Origin of the sequence: Sphingobium sp. RSMS (genome assembly GCF_005406185.4) — a bacterium.
GTDB classification, from domain to species: Bacteria; Pseudomonadota; Alphaproteobacteria; order Sphingomonadales; family Sphingomonadaceae; genus Sphingobium; species Sphingobium fuliginis.
In genome coordinates, this window is sequence record NZ_CM191257.1 from 3,263,589 (window position 1) to 3,283,280 (window position 19,692).

The 19,692-nt window shown below is 66.7% G+C and carries 20 protein-coding genes, 1 tRNA gene and 1 pseudogene; 9 read left to right on the plus strand and 13 right to left on the minus strand.

Annotated elements, in window-relative coordinates; translation table 11 throughout:
- Positions 1 to 14: 14 nt before the first annotated feature.
- The 9 genes from EGM87_RS15895 to rpsM all read right to left on the minus strand — a co-directional run bounded on the left by EGM87_RS15895 (position 15) and on the right by rpsM (position 8,285).
- On the minus strand, positions 15 to 1,268 hold the full coding sequence (locus EGM87_RS15895) for a TCR/Tet family MFS transporter (RefSeq protein WP_137709596.1): 1,254 nt from the start codon (positions 1,266 to 1,268) through the stop codon (positions 15 to 17).
- Between the two features lie 145 nt (positions 1,269 to 1,413).
- Positions 1,414 to 2,061: a YoaK family protein gene (locus EGM87_RS15900; protein WP_137709595.1), complete on the minus strand. Its 648-nt coding sequence runs from the start codon at positions 2,059 to 2,061 to the stop codon at positions 1,414 to 1,416.
- Positions 2,048 to 2,461, minus strand: coding sequence for an OB-fold-containig protein (locus tag EGM87_RS15905; RefSeq protein WP_253719090.1), 414 nt, complete (start codon positions 2,459 to 2,461; stop codon positions 2,048 to 2,050). The genes EGM87_RS15900 and EGM87_RS15905 overlap by 14 nt, the downstream gene beginning before the upstream one ends.
- Before the next feature lie 89 nt (positions 2,462 to 2,550).
- The gene (locus EGM87_RS15910; RefSeq protein WP_137709594.1) at positions 2,551 to 3,093 is read right to left on the minus strand and encodes a hypothetical protein; all 543 of its coding nucleotides are present in this window, start codon (positions 3,091 to 3,093) and stop codon (positions 2,551 to 2,553) included.
- 136 nt (positions 3,094 to 3,229) lie between these two features.
- Positions 3,230 to 5,422, minus strand: a complete 2,193-nt coding sequence (locus EGM87_RS15915; protein ID WP_503345416.1) for a prolyl oligopeptidase family serine peptidase — start codon at positions 5,420 to 5,422, stop codon at positions 3,230 to 3,232.
- Positions 5,423 to 5,631: 209 nt separating this feature from the next.
- Positions 5,632 to 6,057: a 50S ribosomal protein L17 gene (rplQ, locus tag EGM87_RS15920; protein WP_044661277.1), complete on the minus strand. Its 426-nt coding sequence runs from the start codon at positions 6,055 to 6,057 to the stop codon at positions 5,632 to 5,634.
- A gap of 182 nt (positions 6,058 to 6,239) precedes the next feature.
- A complete protein-coding gene (locus EGM87_RS15925; protein ID WP_044661278.1) occupies positions 6,240 to 7,304 on the minus strand; it encodes a DNA-directed RNA polymerase subunit alpha in 1,065 nt (354 codons plus the stop codon).
- 122 nt (positions 7,305 to 7,426) lie between these two features.
- Positions 7,427 to 7,816, minus strand: coding sequence for a 30S ribosomal protein S11 (gene rpsK, locus EGM87_RS15930; RefSeq protein WP_004208752.1), 390 nt, complete (start codon positions 7,814 to 7,816; stop codon positions 7,427 to 7,429).
- Positions 7,817 to 7,916: 100 nt separating this feature from the next.
- Entirely contained in the window at positions 7,917 to 8,285 is a 369-nt protein-coding gene (gene rpsM, locus EGM87_RS15935) for a 30S ribosomal protein S13 (RefSeq protein WP_025552414.1), read from the minus strand.
- Between the two features lie 316 nt (positions 8,286 to 8,601).
- Here rpsM and EGM87_RS15940 point away from each other — a divergent pair, with 316 nt between their 5' ends.
- Positions 8,602 to 9,141, plus strand: a complete 540-nt coding sequence (locus tag EGM87_RS15940; protein WP_137709593.1) for a hypothetical protein — start codon at positions 8,602 to 8,604, stop codon at positions 9,139 to 9,141.
- 644 nt (positions 9,142 to 9,785) lie between these two features.
- On the opposite strand, the gene scpC is transcribed toward EGM87_RS15940, so the two are convergent.
- Positions 9,786 to 11,297 carry a succinyl-CoA:acetate CoA-transferase ScpC gene (gene scpC, locus EGM87_RS15945; protein ID WP_137709592.1) on the minus strand — a complete coding sequence of 504 codons (1,512 nt, stop codon included), beginning with the start codon at positions 11,295 to 11,297 and terminating at the stop codon, positions 9,786 to 9,788.
- Positions 11,298 to 11,397: 100 nt separating this feature from the next.
- On the opposite strand from scpC, the gene EGM87_RS15950 reads away from it, so the two are divergent.
- Entirely contained in the window at positions 11,398 to 12,300 is a 903-nt protein-coding gene (locus EGM87_RS15950; RefSeq protein WP_137709591.1) for a LysR family transcriptional regulator, read from the plus strand.
- A 143-nt stretch (positions 12,301 to 12,443) separates the two neighbouring features.
- Here the strand turns inward: EGM87_RS15950 and EGM87_RS15955 are convergent, their stop codons facing one another.
- The 3 genes from EGM87_RS15955 to EGM87_RS15965 form a co-directional block, all read right to left on the minus strand.
- Complete coding sequence (locus EGM87_RS15955) at positions 12,444 to 12,713, minus strand: 3TM-type holin (protein WP_044661281.1); 270 nt, start codon at positions 12,711 to 12,713, stop codon at positions 12,444 to 12,446.
- Between the two features lie 9 nt (positions 12,714 to 12,722).
- Positions 12,723 to 13,262, minus strand: coding sequence for a glycoside hydrolase family 108 protein (locus EGM87_RS15960; protein WP_044661282.1), 540 nt, complete (start codon positions 13,260 to 13,262; stop codon positions 12,723 to 12,725).
- 140 nt (positions 13,263 to 13,402) lie between these two features.
- Positions 13,403 to 13,479 (minus strand) — tRNA-Pro (locus EGM87_RS15965).
- Positions 13,480 to 13,668: 189 nt separating this feature from the next.
- Between EGM87_RS15965 and yajC the strand changes: the two genes are divergently transcribed.
- The 7 genes and pseudogenes from yajC to EGM87_RS16000 all read left to right on the plus strand — a co-directional run.
- Positions 13,669 to 14,004, plus strand: coding sequence for a preprotein translocase subunit YajC (gene yajC, locus EGM87_RS15970; protein ID WP_044661323.1), 336 nt, complete (start codon positions 13,669 to 13,671; stop codon positions 14,002 to 14,004).
- A gap of 9 nt (positions 14,005 to 14,013) precedes the next feature.
- Positions 14,014 to 15,615: a protein translocase subunit SecD gene (secD, locus tag EGM87_RS15975; RefSeq protein ID WP_025551592.1), complete on the plus strand. Its 1,602-nt coding sequence runs from the start codon at positions 14,014 to 14,016 to the stop codon at positions 15,613 to 15,615.
- A 15-nt stretch (positions 15,616 to 15,630) separates the two neighbouring features.
- Positions 15,631 to 16,617, plus strand: a complete 987-nt coding sequence (gene secF, locus EGM87_RS15980; protein WP_025551591.1) for a protein translocase subunit SecF — start codon at positions 15,631 to 15,633, stop codon at positions 16,615 to 16,617.
- Between the two features lie 53 nt (positions 16,618 to 16,670).
- Positions 16,671 to 17,015 carry an MTH938/NDUFAF3 family protein gene (locus EGM87_RS15985; protein WP_076605755.1) on the plus strand — a complete coding sequence of 115 codons (345 nt, stop codon included), beginning with the start codon at positions 16,671 to 16,673 and terminating at the stop codon, positions 17,013 to 17,015.
- A 103-nt stretch (positions 17,016 to 17,118) separates the two neighbouring features.
- Positions 17,119 to 18,237 carry a Ppx/GppA phosphatase family protein gene (locus EGM87_RS15990; RefSeq protein ID WP_025551587.1) on the plus strand — a complete coding sequence of 373 codons (1,119 nt, stop codon included), beginning with the start codon at positions 17,119 to 17,121 and terminating at the stop codon, positions 18,235 to 18,237.
- Positions 18,238 to 18,247: 10 nt separating this feature from the next.
- Positions 18,248 to 18,919, plus strand: a complete 672-nt coding sequence (locus tag EGM87_RS15995) for an RlmE family RNA methyltransferase (protein WP_044661324.1) — start codon at positions 18,248 to 18,250, stop codon at positions 18,917 to 18,919.
- Between the two features lie 134 nt (positions 18,920 to 19,053).
- Positions 19,054 to 19,692: pseudogene (locus EGM87_RS16000) on the plus strand (magnesium chelatase domain-containing protein); the annotation flags it as partial.

Below are 19,692 nucleotides of genomic sequence, written 5' to 3' on the forward strand. Positions count from 1 at the left end.
GGATTCGCGCCCGGTTAGTGCGCTTGCGCCCCCTTGTCCAGCGAAGCCGCGTCCTCGCGCCGCCCCGCCGCCCATCCCAGCACGGCCCCGCCCGCCAGCACCGCCGCGGCGATCAGGAAGGCGCTGCCGATGAAGGGCAGCAGCGGCTTCGCGCCCACCGACAGGGAATAGACCGTGCCGAAGAACAGCGGCGACACGATGCCCGCGATGGAGCCGACGCTGTTGTTCGCGCCCTGCAACTGGCCCTGTTCGGATTCCGACACGCGCTGCGTCATCAGCGACTGGATGGTCGGCATGGCAAGGCCCCAGAGCGCGTTGGGGAACATCGCCGCGACGAACAGCCAGCCGGTCGGCGCCAGCCCCATCGCGAAAATCCCGACCGCGCCGAAGCCAAGCCCGATCACCATGGTTGTGCGGTCGCCCAGCCGCTTCACCACCGGCCCGACCAATATTCCCTGCACGCCCATGTCCATCAGGCCCACCAGCGCCAGCAGCGTCCCCACCTGCCACGCCCCCCAGCCATAGCGGTCCCCCGCATAAAGCACGAACACGGCGGAGAAGAGGTGATGCGCGAAATAAAGCAGGAAATTGACCACCGCCAGGCTCGACAGCTCGGGATGCGACCGCAGCAGCCGCAGCGCCCCGAACGGATTGGCCCGCCTCCACGAAAAATCCATCCGCTTGTCGGTGGCCAGCGATTCCGGCAGCACGAACAGCCCGTAGAAAAAGGCCAGCCCCGACAGCCCCGCCGCCGCCCAGAAGGGCGCCCGCAGCGAAATCTCCCCCAGCACCCCGCCCAGCAGCGGCCCGGCGACGAAGCCGCCGCTGAACGCCGCCCCGATCAGCCCATAACCCCGCGCCCGGTCTTCGGGCGGGGTGATGTCGGCCATATAGGCGAAGGTGGAGGTGAAGCTGGACGACGTCACGCCCCCCAGCATCCGCCCCACCGCCAGCCACCACAGATTGGGCGCGATCGCCATCAGCAGGAAATCGAGCGCGAGTCCCGCGACCGAGACCAGGATCACCGGTCGCCGCCCGAACCGGTCGGACAGCGATCCGATGACCGGCGAACAGAGGAACTGCATCCCGGCCCACAGCGCGACGAACAACCCGTTCCACATCCCCGCCGCCCTGCCGGAACCCGACAGCGTCTCGACCAGTTGCGGCAGCACCGGGATGACGATCCCCATCGACATCACGTCGAGCAGCGCCGTCACCAATATGAAGGCGATCGCGGCCTTGCGGCGATGGGATGGGCGCGGTGACATGATGGACTCCTGGGTGTCGATCGGGACAGAGCTTGTTCCGAGCCGACTGCATCGGATCGAATGCCACAGCCTGATGTTTTACCGCGTTTTTCGAGCCGGCAGATGATTCCTTCTGCTTGCAAAGGGCTCTAGGCGCTGCGCCCGGTCATGCCAAGTCCAACGGTCCCAGGCGGCCGCTCCACAGCAGCAACAGCCCGGAAAAGGCCAGGGCGACCCACAGCGCATGCAGGCCCATCAGCGCGAAGAGGGCACCCCCCGCCACCGCGCCCGCCACCAGCCCCAGCCACAGCAGCAGATAGGGCAGCCAGTTCCATCGCGGCCCGCCGGTCAGCGCCACCGCCAGTTGCTGGCCCAGCTTCACCAGCGCGCCGGTCATATAGGTGACGCCGATGCTGACTTCGCCGTCGCGCTGGAAGACGTTGTTCACCGCGCCCATCGCCGCCGCCATCAGCAGCGTCAGCCCGGAGCCCGGCCGGTCCGGCAGGGCCAGCAACGCGGCGCAGAACAGCAGCGCGGTCGCAAGGCCCAGCACCGCCTGCTTGCGCCAGCGGCCCGCCCGGCGCGCGACCAGCGCACCGGCCAGCACGCCGCCGACAAAGGCCCCGACCAGTCCCGCCGCCATCCCGGCGACCGCTGCGCCCTTGGCCAGCCCCACGCCCAGCCGGGTGGAATTGCCGCTCATGAAGGAAACGAACAGCCCGCCCAGCTTCAGGAATCCCAGCGCATCGATGAACCCCGCCTGCGCCGCCAGTCCGATGGCCAGCATGTGGCGGGAAGCATCATATCCGCGCATGCGCTGACCCTCGCACCATCAGCGCGTCCAGCGGAACGGCGCTGCTCTGGTCGCGGGGAAGCAGGGGGGCAAGCCATCGCGCGGCAAGGCCGGTCGCAGGCAGGCTGGCGATCAGGGCGGCGGGTGCGGCGATCAGCGGCGGCAGCATCGCACCGGTCAGATCGAGCAGCAGATGCTGCCCGATCAGCCCGATCATGCCGAACAGCGCCAGGAATATCGCCAGCAGCATCAACAGCGGCAGGCGACCGACGCCCAGCCAGCCCAGCAGGTCCGCATCGCCGTCAATGTCGAGATCGAAGTCGCCCGCGATGCCGATGGCCTGCACCGCCCCGATGAGCAGCATCAGGACGATCGCTGAGACGAAAACGACATTCTCGGTCGCGAAAAGGAACGCGGCCACCCCTGACTCCCCTGATTCGCGCCGATGCTAATGGATTGACGTAAAACAGGATAGGGCAAAGCGTGGCCGCGATGCGGCGGACCGAGCGCCTATCGGGCGGCGCGATCCCGCCGGAAATAAAGGTCCGCGATCCGGCCATTCTGCACCGAACAGGTGAAGTGGCGCGACCGTCCATCCTGCGCCCGCCAGCCGGACCGGACCTCGACATCGCCCTCCACATCATAGCCGTTGCGGGTCTCGCGGGGCTCCTGCACCTGCCGCACCTCGGCGTAGCCGCCCTCCCGCTCGGCCTCGTCGCGGGCGGCGAGGGCGCAATAGGTGATCGCATCCTCGCCATCCCGGTCGGCGGGCGCCTCCGCCAGATCGCCCCGCCCGCCGTCGCTGTCAGGGGATCGGGCGCCGGCATGGTCCTGATCCGCCGCCACGACATCGGAAAAATCCTCGTCGGCGCGCGTAGGGCTCGCTCGGTCGTCCGGGGCGGCGTCATCGGCGGGCGGCTGCGCTTCGTCCGACAGGTCATCCTGTTCCTGCGGCACGCCTTGCCGCGGCTGATAGGCCTGCGCCGACGCGACGCCGCCCGCCAGCAGGGCCGTCGCGATCAGCGATCCCGTCATCCACCTCATCTTGTTCATGACCCTCGTCCCTCAGCCGAAATTTGCCGATGGCTAGGCGATCATGGCTGTCGGAGGCCTGAACGCGAGTGCGCCGCCACCGGCGGCCATGGACGCATCCGCTCCCGAACCGGTAAGCGCCCGCCCTGCTGCCCGGCTATCGCGGCTGCGCGTCCAGTTTCAGCCCGGTATAATAGGCCGCAAAGGCATAGCTGTCGGCATATTCGTCGATCAGCTTGTCCACCGGCTTGCCCGCCCCATGCCCGGCCTTGGTGTCGATCCGGATCAGGCGGGGCTTCGGCCCCAGTTCCGCCGCCTGCAAGGCCGCGGCATATTTGAAGCTGTGCGCCGGCACCACCCGGTCGTCGGTGTCGCCCGTGGTGACGAGGATCGCCGGATACTCCTTCCCGCCCGCGATGTTGTGATAGGGCGAATAGGCGTAGAGCAGGCGGAAATCCTCCTCCCGGTCGGGCGATCCATAGTCGTCGATCCAGTAGCGGCCGGCGGTGAAACGGTCGAAGCGCAGCATGTCCATCACGCCCACGGCGGGCAGGGCGGCGGCGAACAGATCTGGCCGCTGGTTCACCACCGCGCCGACCAGCAACCCGCCATTGGACCGCCCCTCGATGGCAAGGCCGTCCTTCGTCGTATAGCCATTGGCCTTCAGATATTCGGCCGCCGCGATGAAATCGTCGAACACATTCTGCTTGTTGGCGAGCCGCCCCGCATCGTGCCATGCCTTGCCGAACTCGCCGCCGCCGCGCAGATTGGCGATGGCATAGACGCCGCCCTGCTCCAGCCACGCCATGCGCGTAGCCGAATAGCCGGGCGTCAGTGCGATGTTGAAGCCGCCATAGCCATAGAGGATGGTGGGCGCGGGCGCTTTGGAAAGGGCCAGCGCCTTCTTTCGGATCACCGTCATCGGGATCATCGTGCCGTCCTTCGACGGATAGCTGACCTGCTCTATGCCGTAATCGTCGGGATTGAAGGGCAGCTCCGGCCGCGCGAACAGCTCGTAACGCAGCGTCGCCGTGTCGAAGCGGTAGATGCTCGACGGCGTGGTGAAGCCCGAAAAGCTGAAGAAGGTTTCCGGATCGCCGTCGCGCCCGCCGAAACCGGCCGCCGTGCCCAGGCCGGGCAGCGGCACGTCGCTGACCTTTCGCCCGTTGAGGTCGATCAGCTCCGCCACGCTTTCCGCATCGGACAGATAGGCCAGGATCAGCCGGTCCCCGACCAGCGACCCGCCCGCCAGCGTGTCCATGCGCTCCGCCACCACCTGCCTGGCGCCGCGCCGGGGGAAGCGGGCGTCGATGCTGACGACGCGCAGATGCGGGGCATATTGGTCGGTGATGAAATAGAGCGTCGGCCCGCGGCTGCCGATCAGCCGCCAGTCGTTGGTCATGCCCTTCACCAGCGGGCGGACCTTCACCTTGCCGCCGGTCAGTTCGGCCAGATGCAGTTCGCGGCGCGGGTCGGTGCCCTGGAAGCTGCTGATGACCAGCCAGCGCCCGTCCTGCGTCACCTGCGCGGTGTGGCTGAGGCGCGGCTGGTCCGGAGTCGCGTAGATAAGCTGATCCTGCGCCTGCGGCGTGCCGAGGCGGTGATAATGAAGTTCCTGCCCCACTGTGGAGGATTGCAGGCCGGCGCCTTCCTGCGGCGCGGCGAAGCGCGAATAGAAGAAACCCTGTCCTTGCCCGTCCCAGGCAAGCTGGGAGAATTTCACCCATTGCACGACATCGTCGAGCGGCCGGGCGGTGGCGACGTCCAGAACCTTCAGCGTGCGCCAGTCGCTCCCGGCCTCCTGCACGGCATAGAGCAGGAACCGGCCGTCGGGGGAGGGCGCCCATTCCGCCAGCGCGTCCGACCCGTCCTCCGCCCAGTCATTCGGGTCGATCAGCAGCCGCTGCGCACCGTTCAGGCCGTCGCGCACATAGAGCGGCGTCTGGTTCTGGAGCCCCTTGTTATAGCCGTAGAAATAGCGCCCGCCCGCCTTGCGCGGGATGGTGTAGCGGCCATGGGCGAACAGCGCCTGCATGCGTTTCTTGAGCGCCTCGCGACCCGGCAGCCCGTCGATATGGCGGCGCGTGAGGCGGTTTTCCTGTCCCACCCAGTCGCGGACGGCGGGATCGCTGCGCAGGTCGTTTTCCAGCCAGCGATAGGGATCGGTCACCTTGACCCCGAAATGATCCTCCACCAGGTCCAGCCTTTTGGCGGCGGGATAGCGCAGTCCTGAAGCGCCAGCGACCGCCGCATCCGGCTCCGCCTGCGCTGGGAGCGCCGCGAACAACAGCGCCGCCAAAGCAAAGCAGCCAAAGGCCCGCATCCGATCCCCCCGAATTCCCATTCCCATTCCCATTCTCTGGCGTTTCATGGCGCGGAAAGGCAAGAAAACAAAGAATATTTCCTATCTCCCCGCCCTTCAGGGGATGGCAGGGGGTGGGGGCCAACCGAATGGCTCAACGCCCCGCATATCCACGCCCCAAAAAAGAAAAAGGGCCGCGCCCCCTTCCGGAAGCCGCGGCCCTCTTCATCTGCCCGCTTGCGCGAGCCGTCAGCGGATCACGCCGCTTCCAGCTCGTCGGCGTCCGCACCCTGGACCGGACCGGAATCCTGACCCTTGGCGTCGACGTCGCGGTCCACCAGTTCGATGATCGCGATCGGCGCTGCGTCCGAAGCGCGGATGCCGGCCTTGATCACGCGGGTGTAGCCGCCATTGCGGTCCTTGTAGCGCTCGGCCAGAACGTCGAACAGCTTGGTGAGCTGCGCGTCGTCCTGCAGGCGGGCATGGGCCAGACGACGATTGGACAGGCCACCCTTCTTGGCGAGGGTGATCAGCTTCTCGACATAGGGGCGCAGTTCCTTCGCCTTGGGCGTGGTCGTCAGGATCTGCTCATGCTTGATGAGCGAGGCGGCGAGGTTGCGGAGCAGCGAGTTGCGATGCCCGGCGCTGCGCTGCAGCTTACGATGACCAACCTTGTGACGCATATGTCTTTCCTTCCGTTCGTTAAGGGGCCGTTTCAGGTACCCCAGACCAGGCGGCGTTTCAGGGCCGCCGCCCCTTTGCCCTGCCCCTTAAAAAGGGGCGAAGTTCACACCGTCCAAAGCGGACGCGAATCCGTGCTTTCCGGTGTCCAGCATCCCTCCGGGCGAACCGGAGGGAAGGCGGATCAGCCCAGCAGCTCCTGTTCGAGCTTCTTGGCCATTTCCTCGATATTCTCCGGCGGCCAGCCGGGGATGTCCATGCCCAGGCGCAGGCCCATGGACGACAGCACTTCCTTGATCTCGTTCAGCGACTTGCGGCCGAAATTGGGGGTGCGCAGCATCTCGGCCTCGGTCTTCTGGACCAGATCGCCGATATAGATGATGTTGTCGTTCTTGAGGCAGTTGGCGCTGCGGACCGACAGTTCCAGCTCGTCCACCTTCTTGAGCAGGTAGCGGTTGATCTGGTTCGCGTCGCTCTCGCCCTCGCTGGCCGAACCGCCGGCAGCGGCGCCGGCGGCCGGAGCGGCGACGGGCAGCGCGTCCTCGAAGTGGACGAACAGCTGGAGCTGGTCCTGCAGGATGCGGGCGGCATAGGCCACCGCGTCTTCCGGCGTGACGGTGCCGTCGGTCTCGACGGTCAGCGACAGCTTGTCATAGTCCAGTTCCTGGCCGACGCGGGTATTGTCGACCTTGTAGGCGACCTGACGCACCGGCGAATAGAGCGCGTCGACCGGGATCAGGCCAATCGGGGCGTCGGCCGGACGGTTGGCGACGGCGGGGACATAGCCCTTGCCGACGTCGGCGGTCAGTTCCATGTTCAGCGTCGCGCCCTGGTCCAGGTGGCAGATCACCAGGTCGGGGTTCATCACTTCGATGTCGCCCACGGTGGTGATGTCGCCCGCGCGCACTTCGGCGGGGCCGGTGGCGGAAAGCTGGAGACGGCGTGGACCGTCGCCTTCCATTTTCAGCGCAACCTGCTTGATGTTGAGGACGATGTCCGTGACGTCCTCACGCACGCCCGCGAGCGAGGAGAATTCGTGGAGGACGTTCTCGATCTTGATCGAGGTGACCGCCGCGCCCTGGAGCGAGGACAGAAGAACCCGGCGCAGCGCGTTGCCAAGCGTCAGGCCGAAGCCGCGCTCCAGAGGTTCGGCGACGAAGGTCGCCTTGCGCTTGCCGTCGCCCGCGACCTTGATCTCAAGGCTGTTGGGCTTCTTCAATTCCTGCCAGTTCTTCATGTTGACAGTCATGTATTTCCCCTGGGGATGAGGCCGAAACGTTCAAAAATCCTGACCCGACAGGACGTTCCGACCGATGCAGATGGGTGAGCGGGCGACGCGTCCGCCGCCCGCCGACAAGCCGCGCGTCGTTGTTAGACGCGGCGGCGCTTGGAAGGGCGCACGCCGTTGTGCGGGATCGGCGTCACGTCGCGGATGGAGGTGATGTGGAAGCCGACGGCCTGCAGCGCGCGCAGGGCCGATTCACGGCCCGAGCCCGGACCCTTCACTTCGACTTCCAGGGTGCGCACGCCATGTTCGGCCGCCTTGCGGCCGGCGTCTTCGGCGCAGACCTGCGCGGCATAGGGCGTCGACTTGCGGCTGCCCTTGAAGCCCATCATGCCCGCCGAGGACCAGCTGATCGCATTGCCCTGGGCGTCGGTGATGGTCACCATGGTGTTGTTGAAGCTGGCGTTGACGTGCGCGACGCCGGCCGAGATGTTCTTGCGTTCGCGGCGCTTGATGCGCTGGGGTTCGCGTGCCATTTTTGCTCTATCCTACTGAAATCTTGTGTTCCGGGAGGCTGCGCCCAGGTAGGGCTGCCTCCGGCGGAGAAGAAGATGAAATAGTCCCCCGGACTATTTCTTACTTCTTCTTGCCGGCAATCGGCTTCGCCTTGCCCTTGCGGGTGCGCGCATTGGTGTGCGTGCGCTGGCCGCGGACCGGCAGGCCCTTGCGGTGACGCAGGCCGCGATAGCAGGCCAGGTCCATCAGGCGCTTGATGTTCATCGCGGTTTCGCGGCGCAGGTCGCCCTCGACCGTGTGGTCGGCGTCGATGGCTTCGCGGATCTGCAGCACTTCGGCGTCGGACAGGTCCTGCACGCGGCGGCTGTGATCGATGCCTAGCTTGTCGGCGATGTCGACGGCGGTCTTGCGGCCGATGCCGTGGATGTAGGTGAGCGCGATGATCACGCGCTTGTTGGTCGGGATGTTGACACCCGCAATACGTGCCATGGTATTCTGTACTCCTGCTCCACGGGGCGGTTGGCGCCGCCCCATCTCAAAGCGTCAGGGCTGAAGTCCTTAAGGAGACGACAGCCGATTCGATAGGCCCAAGACGCAAAAAAGACGGCCAGTGCCACTGCACTGCCGCTCGTCAGCGTGTCGGGAAGGGGTGCCCTTAGCGATTCGGCCTTCGGCTGTCAATGACGGGCAGGCGCGAAAGCGGCGAAATCCGGCGCTTCCGCCGCCCTTTCTTTCGACCGGTCCGGCATGTCGTCCCGCCCTTTTCGGGTTGATGCCATCCCCGTGCCTAAGGCATGGAGGCGGGATGCGCTTCACTCTGCCCTCCGCCATGCCGGCGGCCGCCTTCGTCCTGCTGGCTTCCTGCGTGGGCGCGCCCCAGCAGCGCGCGCCTGTTCCCGCACCTGCGCCCCGGCCGGCTCCCGCGGCCCGGCCCGCGCCCCCTCCGCCGCCGCCGGCCGACTGGCAGGACCGCGCGACGACCGCGGGCGACTGGCGCTATCAGGTCGACGGCGCCGGATCGGCCGCCCTGTTCGGCCCGGATGCGCAAGGCAGCCTGTTCGTCATCCGCTGCGACCGGACGACGCGCCGCGTCAGCCTTTTGCGGCCCGGCCCGGCGCAGGCGGCGATGACGGTGCGGACCAGCTATGGCGCGGTCAGCTGGCCGGCCGGCCCCGCCACCGGCGCCATCGCCGCGACCCAGGCGACCCGCGCCGCCAGCGACGCCACGCTCGATCAGATCGCCTACAGCCGGGGCCGTTTCGCGGTCGAGGTGCAGGGTCTGGAGATGCTGGTCCTGCCAAGCTGGGCGGAGGTCGGCCGCGTCGTGGAGGACTGCCGCGCCTAAGTCCTTGATTTCAGGCGAAAGGCGCTGGTTTCAGGGCAGATCGCCTGCAAAAGGCGGACGCAAAAGTATGATTCGAAAAAAGAATTTTACAAGCCTTGAAGTGGCGGCCGGTCTGATTCACATATCATTTCATAGACGGCGAAGGACCAGTACCGGGAACGGCTATAGGGGCTTCAACTAGCGAAAGGAGGTGATCCGATGTCTCATGGTTCAGCAATGGGGTCGGTCAAGTCCATTCGGGGAACGCGCCGCTGAGCGACGCCTTATGCGTCGGTTTTCCAGAATAGGGTGACTGTCGACCGCGGTTTCGCGATCGAGGCGCCGTATCTGGAAAATAGCGCGATCAACGTTTCCCTTGGGCGGCGCTTCCGGCCGCTGACCATGTCAATGATGGGCCGTCGGGGTTTAATCTACCCGGCGGCCCCTCTCATTTTTGATGGCGGTTTGATGGTTGGTTTCTTGCCATTAAGCCCCTCCCCTTCAGGGGAGGGGTTTGGGTGGGGGCGTGCCTCTACAGGCTTGGTTTTCCTTTGGGGCACGCCCCCACCCCTCAGTCCCCTCCCCTGAAGGGGAGGGGAAGCATTGACGTCCGCCATTGGCCAAATCGAGCCAGCCCGGCCACCTCATCCCCATCTCCCCAATCCCTACCCCCGCATCGTCCCCGTATCGATGAAGCGCTGGTGCCACGCCAGCGCCTCCCCCGGCAGCATGGGCGACTGCAACCCGTATGACCCCGCCAAAGCCCGCCGGAAATAGTCCTTCAGCATCGGCCGGAAGTCCGGATGCGCGCAATTCTCCATGATGACCTCCGCCCGCTGCCGGGGCGCCAGCCCGCGCAGGTCCGCCAGCCCCTGCTCGGTCACGATCACCTGCACATCCTGGTTGATATGGTCGACATGGCTGCAATGCGGCACGATGGCGGAGATCGCCCCACCCTTGGCCGTCGACGGCGTCATGAAGATCGACAGATAGGCATTGCGCGCAAAGTCCCCCGACCCGCCAATGCCGTTCTGGATGCGCGATCCCATCAGATGCGTCGAATTGACGTTGCCGTAGATGTCCGCCTCGATCAGCCCGTTCATCGCGATGCAGCCCAGCCGCCGCACCAGCTCGGGATGGTTGCTGATCTCCTGCGGCCGCAGGATCATCCGGTCCCGATAGCGCCCCATATCGGCATTCATCCGCGCCGCCGCCTCCGGGCTCAGGGAAAAGGCCGTCGCGCTCGCCATCCGCAGCTTGCCCGCGTCGAGCAGGTCCAGCATCCCGTCCTGGATCACCTCGGTAAAGGCGACCATGTCCTCGAACGGCGCGTCGACCAGGCCGGTCAGCACCGCATTGGCGATATTGCCGACCCCCGACTGCAACGGCAGCAGCGAAGCGGGCAACCGCCCCTTCTTCACCTCATGGCGCAGGAATTCCAGCAAATGCCCGGCAATCGCCCGCGCCTTGTCGTCCGGCGCCTTGAAGGGCGCGTTGCGATCCGGCGCATCCGTCTCGACCACCGCGATCACCTTGTCCGGATCGCAGCGGAAGGTCGGCTGGCCGATGCGCTGGTCCGCCCGCATCAGCGGGATCGGCTGGCGATGCGGCGGCAGCGCCGTGCCGTAATAAATGTCGTGCATCCCCTCCAGCGCGGGGTTCTGCCAGCGATTGACCTCCAGTATCACGCCCTTGGCCCGGTCGATCCACGTCTTGTTGTTGCCCACGGAGGCGGAGGGGATCAACTCGCCCCCGGCGGTGATCCCCGTCACCTCGACCACGGCAATGTCCAGATCGCCCAGGAAACCCTGCCACGCCATCGGCGCGACCTGACTTAGATGCATGTCGAAATATTGCATCTGGCCCTTGTTGATCCGCTCCCGGGCAATGGGATCGCTATTATAGGGCAGGCGGAACTCCACGCCGTCGGCCTGCGCCAGCGCCCCGTCCAGCTCCGGCCCGGTCGACGCGCCGGTCCACACCCTGACGCGGAAGGGCTCGCCCGCCGCATGCGCGTCGGTGATCCGCTTCGCCAGCGCCAGCGGCACCGCCTTGGGATAGCCCGACCCAGTAAAGCCGCTCATCCCCACGGCCATCCCGTTGCGGATCAGCGCCGCGGCCTCCTCCGCCGTCCGGCATTTGGCGGCCAGCCCGGCATGGGCGATGCGATCGGTCATGGCTATCCTCTTCCATCATTCCTTGCGCGCTGGCATCTGGCTTTTCGGCCGATCAGACAATAAGGATAAGCCGCACAATATCTGTGCGAGTATCGTGCAAATGTCCGATCTGTTGATCGCCCTGCGGACATTCGTCCGGCTATGCGAAAAACCCAACTTCTCCCGCGTGGCTGGAGAGATGCACGCCAGCCATACGACCATAGCCCGCCGGCTGGATCAGGTGGAATCGCATTTCGGCGCCATCCTCTTCCATCGCACCACCCGCCGGCTGATCGCCACGCCGGAGGCTGACCGCCTGCTGGTCCACGCCCGCGCGATGCTGGACGCGCTGGATGGGGCGGAACAGGAATTCGGCCCGGTCCGCGATCAACCGGGCGGCCTGGTGCGCATCGGCTTCACCACCGCGCTCGGCCTCTATTATGTCGAGCGCCTGGGCGATCTGACCGCGCGCTACCCCGCGCTCCAGCTCGATTGCGCGATGACGGACTGGCAACGCGACGTGGTGGAGGACCGCCTCGACCTTGCCCTGCGCGTCGGCCCCGTGGGCGACGACAGCCTGGTGGTTCATCCGCTGGGCGCGCTGCCCCGCCTGCTGGTCGCGCATCCCGCCTATCTTGCCGGCCGCGGCATGCCCTCGTCCGCCGAAGACCTTCCGGGGCATCAGTGCATCGCCTACGCTTATGGCGACGTGCCCGCCCGCTGGACCATCGACGGGCGGGAGAGGGTGGTGGGCGGCACCTTCCGCAGCGACAGCAGCGAAGCCGTCCACCGCGCCGCCCTCAGCGGCCTAGGCATCGCCCTGCTCCCCGCCATCCGGGTGCAGGGCGACATCGCGGCGGGACGGCTGGTCCCGGTCCTGCCGGAAAGCCATATCGCCCCGCTCGACATCTGGGCCGTCCACCCGTCCCACAAACGCCTGCCGCCAAGAGCGCGGGTGGTGCTGGACTTCCTCAAGGAGAATTTCCCCGGTGAACGGCCCTTAGAGCGCTGCGTCAAATCATAGGCCGCGCGCTCCAAGCTTTTGTTGTCGCATCCTTTTGAACGCAAAACCGGTTCCCACTTTTGCGCAGGATGCTCTGGCCTGAAGACCCGCCGCGCTCATTCGAGCGCCTTCGCAGGAACAGGATAAGGGGCAAGGGGCGCCTCTTACCGCTCTACCCCCTTCGCCTTCCCCCAGGCCCGCGCCGCCGTATAGCCCAGATAGCCCGTCCCGAAGAGCGCATAGAGCGGCTCCGGCAGGGCGTTGAAATAGGCTCGCATCGCCCGGATGATCCCCGCCGCCACATCGGGCCGCACCCCGCCGACCAGCCCCAGCGGCACCGACCACAGCAGCAACCCGTACATCATGTAGAGAAAGGCCGGCCGCGCCCGCAGCGTCCACCGGTCCCCCGCGACTCGCCTGCGTGAAGACGTCATCCCTGCCTCCTATCCGATCCGGTTGGCGAGCCAGCCATAGAGAAAGGCCTCATTGGCCGGCCTGCTCTCGGCCAGCGCCAGGTAGCGCTCGCCCTGAAGCGCTTCCAGCGCTTTCAGCAGCACCTTCTCGCCCGCCCGCCCGCGAACGGCCAGAAAGGCGCCCAGCGCGGAAAGCGTCTTCGCCCCCACCGCCTGATCCACCTTCAGGTCGGCATAGTCCCGCCCGTTGCGATTGAGCGCGTTCAACGCCCGCTGCAGGAAACCGCCGGCCGTGCCCGGCCCCATATTGACCGCCGTGTCGAACAGTTCCTCCGCCACCGCCGGCGCCAGTTCCGCGACGAAGGCGAAGCCCGGCTTCTCCCAATAGAGCCTGCGATAGATCGCCTCGGCCACCGTCCGGGGCATCGCCCGCATGTCGCCGCCATAGCCGTTGGCTCGCGCCACGGCCTGGGTGATGCCGAAATTGGTCGGTCCGCCGCGATCCGCCGGATGGTTGCCGTAGCCACCCTCCCGCGCGATGACTTCATCGATCAGAGCCGCAATATCCATGAAAACGCCCTCCTGTTCCGGAAAGGCGGGTCATTTATCCCATTTGGTTAGCTGTAGGACAGCGGAAAAGCGCTGGCGCGGGCGAAATGGATAAAAATGGGAAAAAGGCAGGCAAGCCGGAAAAGGCCCTGCCGGAAATTTGGTCGGGACGAGAGGATTCGAACCTCCGACCCCCACACCCCCAGTGTGATGCGCTACCAGGCTGCGCTACGTCCCGACCGGAGCGGCGCAATTAGAAGCAGTTTGGGGAATATGCAAGCCATTCGATGCAGGCTTTTTGCGCATTCGTCGGAAACCCTAATCATGTTGCCTCCGCCGTGCGATCTGTGTTAGCCGCGCGCCCTTGATCTGTGGGCGTTTATCGGCGCCCGCGACTGGACAAGAGAATAAGGCGAAAGTCCCAAGCATGTTCATATCTCCAGCCTTTGCCCAGACTGCGGGCGGGGAATCGTCCGGCGCCTCCATGCTGGTTCAGATGGCCCCGCTGGTCCTCATCTTCGTCGTCTTCTATTTCCTGCTGATCCGTCCGCAGCAAAAGAAGATGAAGGAGCACAAGGCCAAGATCGACGCCGTGAAGAAGGGCGATCAGGTCGTGACCGGCGGCGGTCTGGTCGGCAAGGTGGTGCGCGTCGACGAATTCTACGCCGAAGTCGAACTGGCGCCGGGCATGAAGGTGAAGGCGGTGAAGTCCACCCTGACCGACGTGATCGATCCCGCCACCGCCAAGCCCGCGAACGACTGAGCCCCACCCATGCTGAATTTCCCTCGCTGGGCGGTCGTCGCGATCCTGCTGCCGCTGTTGATCGGCATAGCCTGCGCCGTGCCGAGCTTCCTGCCGGACACGGTGGTCGGGCAACTGCCCAAATTCATGCAGACCCGCGTGAACCTGGGCCTCGACCTGTCGGGCGGCAGCCACCTGCTGCTCGAAGCCTCGACCCAGGACGTGGCGAAGCAGCGCATCGCCAATATGGAGGAGCAGGTCCGCACGGAACTGCGCCGGGGCGACACGAAGATCGCGATCGGGGATATTTCCAGCCGCGACGGGAAATTGAGCTTCATGGTGCGCAACCCGTCGCAGGTCGATGCCGCCGTCGAGCGCATCCGGCCGCTGACCCAGGGGGCGGGCCTCACCGGCCAGCGCGATTTCAATGTGGAGGTGGTGAACAGCTCCACCATCGTCATCACCCCGACCAAGGCGGGCATCGACAATGCGGTGAAGGGCGCGATGGAAGTCGCGACCGAGGTGATCCGCAAGCGCATCGACGAGATGGGCACGCGCGAACCGACCATCCAGCAGCAGGGCGACAACCGCATCGTCGTGCAGGTGCCCGGCCTTCAGGACCCCAGGGCGCTGAAGGACCTGCTGGGCCAGACCGCCAAGCTGGAATTCAAGCTTGTCGACGTCAACGCCAACCCCGCCGAGGTGGCGCAGGGCCGCGCGCCTGTGGGCAGCGAAGTGCTGCCCTATCCCACAAATCCCGCCGGCCCGCCGGTGATCGCCGTCTACCGGCAGGTCATGGTGTCGGGCGAGGATCTGACCGACGCGCAGCAGGGCTATAACCAGCAGGGCAACGAGCCGATCGTCAACATCCGCTTCAACGGTGCGGGCGGGCGCAAATTCGGCCAGGTGACGTCGCAGAACGTCAACCGTCCCTTCGCCATCATCCTCGACGGCAAGGTGCTGTCCGCCCCGAACATCAACGAGCCGATCCTGGGCGGCAGCGCGCAGATCAGCGGCAGCTTCACCGTCGAAAGCGCCAACCAGCTTGCGATCGCGCTGCGTTCGGGCAAGCTGCCCGTCGCGCTGACCGTGGTGGAGGAACGCACGGTCGGCCCGCAACTCGGCGCCGATTCGATCCGCGCGGGCCTGCTCGCCTCGGTGATCGCGGTGGCGGCGGTCGCGGCCTTCATGTTCATGAGCTATGGCCGCTTCGGCATGTACGCCAACCTCGCCGTCGCCATCAACGTGCTGGTGATCCTGGGCGTCATGGGCATATTGGGCGCGACGCTGACGCTGCCGGGCATTGCCGGCTTCGTGCTGACCATCGGCACGGCGGTCGACGCCAACGTGCTGATCTATGAGCGCATCCGCGAGGAGCGGCGGCGCGGGCGCGGGGTCGTGCAGGCCATCGAACATGGCTATAAGGAAGCCAGCCGCACGATCTTCGAAGCGAACGTGACCCACGCCATCGCCGGCGGCATCATGCTCGCTCTGGGGTCGGGACCGGTCAAGGGCTTCGCGATCGTGCTGCTGATCGGCATCGCGACCAGCGTGTTCACCGCCGTCACCTTCACGCGCCTGCTGGTGTCGCGTTGGGTCCGCGCCAAGCGCCCGACCGAAATCCACATCTGACGGGCGGAGAGAAACATGAAACTGCTTAAGCTCGTCCCGGACAACACCAATATCGGCTTCGTCAAGCTGCGCCACTGGGCCTTCGCCCTGACGGCGCTGCTGACGGTGCTGGCGGTCGGCGCGACCTTCTACAAGGGGCTGAACCTGGGCGTCGACTTTGTCGGCGGCCTGATGATCGAGGCGAAGTTCGAAACGCCGCCGCAGACCGACAAGGTGCGCACGGTAATCGACCGGCTGGGCGTCGGCGACGGTTCGCTCCAGCAGTTCGGCGATCCGAAAACGGTGCAGATCCGCCTCCCTCTGCCGGAACAGGGCGGCGCGGGCGCGGCCAACGCCATCGTCGAAAAGGCGCGCAAGGCGATGACGGCGGAATTCCCCGGCGTCACCTTCTCCCGCTACGACACGGTGTCGGGCAAGGTGTCGGGCGAACTGATCCAGAACGGCGTGCTGGCGGTGATGCTGGCGGTGATCGGCATCGCGATCTTCTCCTGGTTCCGCTATGAATGGCAGTTCGGCGTCTCGACCTTCGTCGCGATCATGCACGACGTGCTGATGACGCTGGGCTTCTTCGCCATCACCCAGCTCGAATTCGACCTCAACATCGTCGCCGCCGTGCTGACCATCGTGGGCTATTCGATCAACGACAAGATGGTGATCGACGACCGCATCCGCGAAAATATGCGCAAATATCGCAAGATGGACATGAAGTCGCTGATCGACCTGTCGGTGAACGAAACGCTGCCGCGCACGGTCATGACCTCGGTCACGGTGCTGCTGGCGCTGGGCGCGCTGCTGCTGCTGGGCGGCCATGTGCTGCGCGGCTTCACCGCGGCCATGATGCTGGGCATCATCGTCGGCACCTATTCGTCGGTCTATGTCTCCTCCTCGCTGCTCATCAGCCTGGGCCTGTCGCCTGCCACGGCGGAGAAGAAGGCGAGCAAGGTCAATATCGCCGCCCAGGCCGAGCGGATGGGCCCGCGCGACGACGGGGCGCGACCCTGAACGGGAACCGCTCCGGCATAGAGCTGCGCCGCGATGAATCGGGGCAGGGGCCGATCGTCACCGGCTTTCAGGGGCGGGGTTTCCGGGTCCGCGACGATGTTTTTCCCGAAGGCCTGCTGCTCTCCCCGGTGCGGGCGCTCGCCTGGCAGGATGCGCCGCCCGTCGACGCACTGACGGTGGCGCATCTGGGCGACCTGTTCGACCTCGACGTCCAGCCGGAATTCCTGCTGGTCGGCACGGGCGCCGCCCTGCGCCAGCCGCCGCGCGCCTTCGTGCGCGAACTGGAGGGGCGCGGCATCGGCGTGGAGGTGATGGACAGCCGCGCCGCCGCTCGCGCCTGGGGCGTGCTGCGCGCCGAGGAACGGTGGATCGTCGCGGCCCTCATGCCGCTTGTCTGAGGGGGCTGTCCGCCCCGCCTTGCGCTTTCCTGTTCCTTTGCCTACTCTTGTCGCCAAGTTCCGGCGCTTTTCGGCGCTGGCGAAGAAGAAAAGAGATACGGCCATGGTGCAGCACAGCCGCCCATCGCCGCAGAGTTCCGGCCCGGCCGGCGGAATTTCGGGCAAGGGGGTCCGTTCCGGTCAGGGCAATGGGAGCAAGGCTGCGGCCCTCACTCCCCCGTCGAAATCGCGGGGCCTTTTGCCTCATCCGCTGCGCGGACGCCGGTCCTACGCGGCCATCGACCTTGGCACCAATAATTGCCGCCTGCTGATCGCCAAGCCATCGGCGGACGGCTTCATCGTCGTCGACGCCTTTTCGCGAATCGTGCGGCTGGGGGAGGGGCTTGCCGCTTCCGGCCGGATCAGCGACGCCGCCATAGAGCGCGCGATTTCCGCCCTGTCGGTCTGCGCCGACAAGCTGCGCCGCCGGCACGTCACCCTGGCCCGCTCGGTCGCGACGGAGGCGTGCCGCCGCGCCTCCAACGGGGCCGAATTCATCCAGCGCGTCTATCGGGAAACCGGCATCGCCCTCGACATCATCAGCGCGCAGGAAGAGGCGCGGCTGGCGGTGCTCGGCTGCCACGCGCTGCTGGAGCCGGGCGACGGCCCCGCGCTCATCTTCGACATTGGCGGTGGCTCGACCGAACTGGTGCTGGTGGACGCCAATCGCGCCGGCGCGCCGCATATCGTCGATTGGGTGAGCGCCCCCTGGGGCGTGGTCTCCCTGACGGAGAGCGAGCCTTTCGACCATGCCGATCCCATGGACCGGCTGTCCGCCTATGCCCGGATGCGCGCCCGCGTGGCGGATGCCTTCGCGCCGCTGGCCCGCCGCCTGCCGGCTCCGCAGGCGGATATCCGCCTGCTCGGCACGTCGGGCACGGTGACGACGCTGGCCAGCCTGCATCTCGACCTGCCGCGCTACGACCGGCAGGCGATCGACGGGCTGATCGTGCCGTCGACGTCGATGCGGGCGATTTCGGCGCGGCTGTCCTCCATGCCCCTGGCGGAGCGGCAGAAGCTGCCCTGCATCGGGACGGAGCGGGCCGATCTGGTCGTGGCGGGCTGCGCCATCCTGGAATCCATCCTCGACATCTGGCCCGCCCAGCGCCTGGGCGTGGCCGATCGCGGCATTCGCGAGGGCATATTGCGCGGCCTGATGGACCGCGACGGAGTGAAGATGTGAGAGGCCCCCTGTGAGAGGTACCGGTGCCGGCAAGGTGCGGGTCAAGACGGCGAAGGGGCGGACGGCACAGTCCACCCGCTGGCTCGAACGCCAGTTGAACGACCCCTATGTCCGCCGCGCCAAGGCGGAGGGGTGGCGCAGCCGCGCCGCCTTCAAGCTGATCGAACTGGACGAGAAGTTCCACTTCGTGAAGGGGTCCCGCGCGGTGGTCGACCTGGGCGTGGCGCCCGGCGGCTGGGCGCAGGTGGTGCGGAAACTCTGCCCCAAGGCGAAGGTGGTGGGCATCGACCTGCTGCCGACCGATCCCATTCCGGGCGTCACCCTGTTCCAGATGGACTTCATGGACGACAGCGCGCCCGCCCTGCTGGCGGAGGCGCTGGGCGACGCGCCCGATCTGGTCATTTCCGACATGGCGGCGAACACCGTCGGCCATGCCGCGACCGACCATCTGCGCACCATGGGGCTGGTCGAGGCGGCGGCCATGTTCGCGGTGGAGAATCTGCGCAAGGGCGGCACCTTCGTGGCCAAGGTGTTCGCGGGCGGCACCGACGCCGACCTGCTCGCGATCCTCAAAAGGCATTTCACCACGATCAAGCATGCCAAGCCGCCCGCCAGCCGCAAGGGCAGCGTCGAATGGTATGTCGTGGCGCAGGGCTTCAAGGGCCGCCCGGAAGAGGGCTGATCCGTCCACCATCACCAAGAGATTGAAATGCCTCCCTGTTCCTGCGAAGGCAGGAACCCGGTTCGGCCCCTGACGCGGCACTCCTGCCCTCGCGGGAGCGCCATGGAGGCCGTCCGGGGCATGGGGGAACATCATTGGTTTCGACGGTATCGACGGTCGCCTATCTGGGGCTGGAAGCGCGCGGCGTGGAGGTTCAGTGCCAGCTCGTTCCCGGCCTTCCCAATTTCATCGTCGTCGGCCTGCCGGACAAGGCGGTCGCGGAAAGCCGGGAGCGGGTGCGCAACGCCATCGCCGCCATCGGCCTTTCGCTGCCGCCCAAGCGGATCACCGTGAACCTCTCGCCCGCCGACCTTCCCAAGGAGGGGTCGCATTTCGACCTCCCCATCGCGCTGGCCCTGCTCGGCGCCATGGGCGTGATCGATGCCGAGACGCTGGCGGGCTATGTCGTCGTGGGCGAGCTGGGTCTGGACGGCCGCATCGCCCCGACGCCCGGCGTGCTGCTCGCCGCGCTCCATGCGGGGGAGCGGGAACTGGGCCTCGTCTGCCCGGTGGCGCAGGGCGCCGAAGCCGCCTGGGCCGGTCAGGTGGAGGTGATCGCCGCGCCCGACCTGCTGGCCATCCTCAACCATTTCAAGGGCGCCGCCGCCCTCTCGCCGCCGCAGCCCGGGCAGGTGGAGCCGCCGATCCGGACCGCGGACCTCAGGCAGGTCAAGGGGCAGGAAAGCGCCAAGCGCGCGTTGGAGATCGCGGCGGCGGGCGGCCATAATCTGCTC